Annotated in this window: 3 rRNA genes; all 3 read left to right on the top strand. The window is 55.7% G+C overall.

Annotated elements, in window-relative coordinates:
- Positions 1 to 1,443, top strand: a 16S ribosomal RNA gene (locus tag FK268_RS22905); the annotation flags it as partial.
- 462 nt (positions 1,444 to 1,905) lie between these two features.
- Positions 1,906 to 4,991: ribosomal RNA gene (locus FK268_RS22910) — 23S ribosomal RNA — on the top strand.
- 136 nt (positions 4,992 to 5,127) lie between these two features.
- Positions 5,128 to 5,244 (top strand): 5S ribosomal RNA (gene rrf, locus FK268_RS22915).
- The last annotated feature ends 17 nt before the right edge of the window (positions 5,245 to 5,261 follow it).

The raw sequence follows: 5,261 nt of genomic DNA on the forward strand, positions 1-5,261 counted from the left end.
TTCGGGGGTACACGAGTGGCGAACGGGTGAGTAACACGTGGGTGACCTGCCCTGTACTTCGGGATAAGCCTGGGAAACTGGGTCTAATACCGGATATGACCTTCTCCTGCATGGGGGTTGGTGGAAAGCTTTTGCGGTACAGGATGGGCCCGCGGCCTATCAGCTTGTTGGTGGGGTAATGGCCTACCAAGGCGACGACGGGTAGCCGGCCTGAGAGGGCGACCGGCCACACTGGGACTGAGACACGGCCCAGACTCCTACGGGAGGCAGCAGTGGGGAATATTGCACAATGGGCGAAAGCCTGATGCAGCGACGCCGCGTGAGGGATGACGGCCTTCGGGTTGTAAACCTCTTTCAGTAGGGACGAAGCGCAAGTGACGGTACCTACAGAAGAAGCACCGGCCAACTACGTGCCAGCAGCCGCGGTAATACGTAGGGTGCGAGCGTTGTCCGGATTTACTGGGCGTAAAGAGCTCGTAGGCGGTTTGTCACGTCGTCTGTGAAAACCCGAGGCTTAACCTCGGGCCTGCAGGCGATACGGGCAGACTTGAGTACTGTAGGGGAGACTGGAATTCCTGGTGTAGCGGTGGAATGCGCAGATATCAGGAGGAACACCGGTGGCGAAGGCGGGTCTCTGGGCAGTAACTGACGCTGAGGAGCGAAAGCGTGGGTAGCGAACAGGATTAGATACCCTGGTAGTCCACGCCGTAAACGGTGGGTACTAGGTGTGGGTTTCCTTCCACGGGATCCGTGCCGTAGCTAACGCATTAAGTACCCCGCCTGGGGAGTACGGCCGCAAGGCTAAAACTCAAAGGAATTGACGGGGGCCCGCACAAGCGGCGGAGCATGTGGATTAATTCGATGCAACGCGAAGAACCTTACCTGGGTTTGACATATAGAGGATCGCCGGAGAGATTCGGTTTGCCTTGTGCCTTCTATACAGGTGGTGCATGGCTGTCGTCAGCTCGTGTCGTGAGATGTTGGGTTAAGTCCCGCAACGAGCGCAACCCTTGTCTCATGTTGCCAGCACGTAATGGTGGGGACTCGTGAGAGACTGCCGGGGTCAACTCGGAGGAAGGTGGGGATGACGTCAAGTCATCATGCCCCTTATGTCCAGGGCTTCACACATGCTACAATGGCGCGTACAGAGGGCTGCGATACCGTGAGGTGGAGCGAATCCCTTAAAGCGCGTCTCAGTTCGGATTGGGGTCTGCAACTCGACCCCATGAAGTCGGAGTCGCTAGTAATCGCAGATCAGCAACGCTGCGGTGAATACGTTCCCGGGCCTTGTACACACCGCCCGTCACGTCATGAAAGTCGGTAACACCCGAAGCCGGTGGCCTAACCCCTTGTGGGAGGGAGCTGTCGAAGGTGGGATTGGCGATTGGGACGAAGTCGTAACAAGGTAGCCGTACCGGAAGGTGCGGCTGGATCACCTCCTTTCTAAGGAGCTTTAAGTGCCGTATCAAACCCGATCGTGGTTTGGCGGTCGCTCATATTATTGGGTGGAACACTGACACGGTAATTCTTATCGCCTACTTCGCCGGTTCGTCCGGTTGGTGGGGTTTCGTCGGCACACTGTTGGGTGTCTGAGAGGATACGTCTTCTCTGTGTGCTGCTGCGTGTCTGCGCCGGCGTAGGGATCGGCTGGGGGCTTTCGGGCCCCGGGGTGGTTCTGTCTGGTGGCGGTGTGGTGGTGTGTGTTGTTTGAGAATTGTATAGTGGACGCGAGCATCAACATGGCTTCTCGCACGTTTGTGTGGGTTGTCCGTGTTATGTTTCTGTAATTTTACATGTTTCTGTGTAAGCATTTTGTTGTGTTTTTTTGGCGCTTGACGTCATGAAGGGCGCATCAGGTTTGTGATGGCTTTCGGGTTGTCTCGGGTTTGGTGTGTGTTTTGTGTGTTGTAAGTGTCTAAGGGCGCACGGTGGATGCCTTGGCGCAAGGAGCCGATGAAGGACGTGGGAGGCTGCGATATGCCTCGGGGAGCTGTCAACCGAGCTGTGATCCGAGGATTTCCGAATGGGGAAACCCAGCACCAGTCATGTGGTGTTACCCGCCGTTGAATATATAGACGGTGTGGAGGGAACGAGGGGAAGTGAAACATCTCAGTACCCTCAGGAAGAGAAAACAATAGTGATTCCGTGAGTAGTGGCGAGCGAAAGCGGATGAGGCTAAACCATGCACATGTGATACCGGGTAGGGGTTGTGTGTGTGGTGTTGTGGGGTTCATCTTTTCAGCTCTACCTGGCTGGAGGACAGTAAGAAAGTGTCATGTTAGGTGAAGTGGCCTGGAACGGCCCGCCGGAGAGGGTGAGAGTCCCGTAACTGAAAACGTGGTGCCTGTCTTGATGGATACCCGAGTAGCAGCGAGCCCGTGAAATTCGCTGTGAATCTGCCGAGACCACTCGGTAAGCCTAAATACTACCTTGCGACCGATAGCGGACAAGTACCGTGAGGGAAAGGTGAAAAGTACCCCGGGAGGGGAGTGAAATAGTACCTGAAACCGTGTGCTTACAATCCGTCAGAGCCCTCGTTGTGGGGTGATGGCGTGCCTTTTGAAGAATGAGCCTGCGAGTCAGTGCTCGGTGGCGAGGTTAACCCGTCGTGGGGTAGCCGTAGCGAAAGCGAGTCCGAATAGGGCGTTTGAGTCGCCGGGTCTGGACCCGAAGCGGAGTGATCTACCCATGGCCAGGGTGAAGCAGCAGTAAGATGTTGTGGAGGCCCGAACCCACTTAGGTTGAAAACTGAGGGGATGAGCTGTGGGTAGGGGTGAAAGGCCAATCAAACTCCGTGATAGCTGGTTCTCCCCGAAATGCATTTAGGTGCAGCGTCACGTGTTTCTTGCCGGAGGTAGAGCTACTGGATGGCCGATGGGCCCTCACAGGTTACTGACGTCAGCCAAACTCCGAATGCCGGTAAGTGAGAACGTGGCAGTGAGACTGCGGGGGATAAGCTTCGTAGTCGAGAGGGAAACAGCCCAGATCGCCGGCTAAGGCCCCTAAGCGTGTACTAAGTGGAAAAGGATGTCCGGTCGCGAAGACAACCAGGAGGTTGGCTTAGAAGCAGCCACCCTTGAAAGAGTGCGTAATAGCTCACTGGTCTAGTGGCTGGGCGCCGACAATGTAGCGGGGCTCAAGTACACCGCCGAAGCCGCGGCACTCACACTTTGGTGTGGGTGGGTAGGGGAGCGTCGTGCAGCCGTAGAAGCAGCAGGGTGACCTAGTTGTGGAGGCTGTGCGAGTGAGAATGCAGGCATGAGTAGCGAATGACACGTGAGAAACGTGTCCTCCGGATGACCAAGGGTTCCTGGGCTAGGTTAATCCTCCCAGGGTGAGTCGGGACCTAAGGCGAGGCCGACAGGCGTAGTCGATGGACAACGGGTTGATATTCCCGTACCCGTGTCAGATCGCCCATGATGAATCAGTTGTACTAACCGTCCTGAAGCCGCTGGATCACCTTCGGGTGGCGTGTGGTGGATGCACGGGACCTCGGCTGGTAGTAGTCAAGCGATGGGGTGACGCAGGAAGGTAGTGGGGCCAGTCAGTGGTTGTACTGGTGTAAGCCTGTAGGGCGAGATCTAGGCAAATCCGGATCTCATACAGCCTGAGAGGTGATGCGTAGCCGTTGCGGCGAATTCCATGATCCTATGCTGCCGAGAAAAGCCTCTAGCGAGATCTGATGTGGCCCGTACCCCAAACCAACACAGGTGGTCAGGTAGAGAATACCAAGGAGATCGAGAGAACTGTGGTTAAGGAACTCGGCAAAATGCCCCCGTAACTTCGGGAGAAGGGGGACCTCGCATGGTGACCGGATTTACTCCGTGAGCTGTGGGGGGTCGCAGAGACCAGAGAGAAGCGACTGTTTACTAAAAACACAGGTCCATGCGAAGTCGTAAGACGATGTATATGGACTGACGCCTGCCCGGTGCTGGAAGGTTAAGAGGACCGGTTAGCCGTAAGGCGAAGCTGAGAATTTAAGCCCCAGTAAACGGCGGTGGTAACTATAACCATCCTAAGGTAGCGAAATTCCTTGTCGGGTAAGTTCCGACCTGCACGAATGGCGTAACGACTTCTCTGCTGTCTCAACCACAGACTCGGCGAAATTGCAGTACGAGTAAAGATGCTCGTTACGCGCGGCAGGACGAAAAGACCCCGGGACCTTCACTATAGCTTGGTATTGGTGTTCGGTTCGGTTTGTGTAGGATAGGTGGGAGACTGTGAAGCGGGCACGCCAGTGTTCGTGGAGTCGTTGTTGAAATACCACTCTGATCGTATTGGATACCTCAACCTCGGACCATGATCTGGTTCAGGGACAGTGCCTGGTGGGTAGTTTAACTGGGGCGGTTGCCTCCCAAAATGTAACGGAGGCGCCCAAAGGTTCCCTCAGCCTGGTTGGCAATCAGGTGTTGAGTGCAAGTGCACAAGGGAGCTTGACTGTGAGACTGACAGGTCGAGCAGGGACGAAAGTCGGGACTAGTGATCCGGCACCGGCAAGTGGAAGCGGTGTCGCTCAACGGATAAAAGGTACCCCGGGGATAACAGGCTGATCTTCCCCAAGAGTCCATATCGACGGGATGGTTTGGCACCTCGATGTCGGCTCGTCGCATCCTGGGGCTGGAGTAGGTCCCAAGGGTTGGGCTGTTCGCCCATTAAAGCGGCACGCGAGCTGGGTTTAGAACGTCGTGAGACAGTTCGGTCTCTATCCGCCGCGCGCGTTAGAATCTTGAGGAAGGCTGTCCCTAGTACGAGAGGACCGGGACGGACGAACCTCTGGTGTGCCAGTTGTTCCACCAGGAGCACGGCTGGTTGGCTACGTTCGGAAGGGATAACCGCTGAAAGCATCTAAGCGGGAAGCCTGTTCCAAGATTAGGATTCTCACCACCTTGAGTGGGTAAGACCCCCTACAGACTATGGGGTTGATAGGCCAGAACTGGAAGCGCAGTAATGCGTGTAGGTGACTGGTACTAATCGGTCGAGGGCTTACCACACACATAACATTCGCCAAAACGAGCACTGATGGCTCACAGAATGAAAAGCGTGTAACAAAAACAGAAACCAGACATGTTCTGGTTCGCGTCCACTATGCAATGTCTGAGACAGCACATGTGTGTTGTTTCGCAGTGTTACGGCGGCCATAGCGGAGGGGAAACGCCCGGCTCCATTCCGAACCCGGAAGCTAAGCCCTCCAGCGCCGATGGTACTGCACTCGTGAGGGTGTGGGAGAGTAGGACACCGCCGGACTAAAATTAGATACAGGA

It is taken from the genome of Tsukamurella sputi, from assembly GCF_007858445.1.
In the GTDB taxonomy this organism is placed as follows: Bacteria; Actinomycetota; Actinomycetes; order Mycobacteriales; family Mycobacteriaceae; genus Tsukamurella; species Tsukamurella sputi.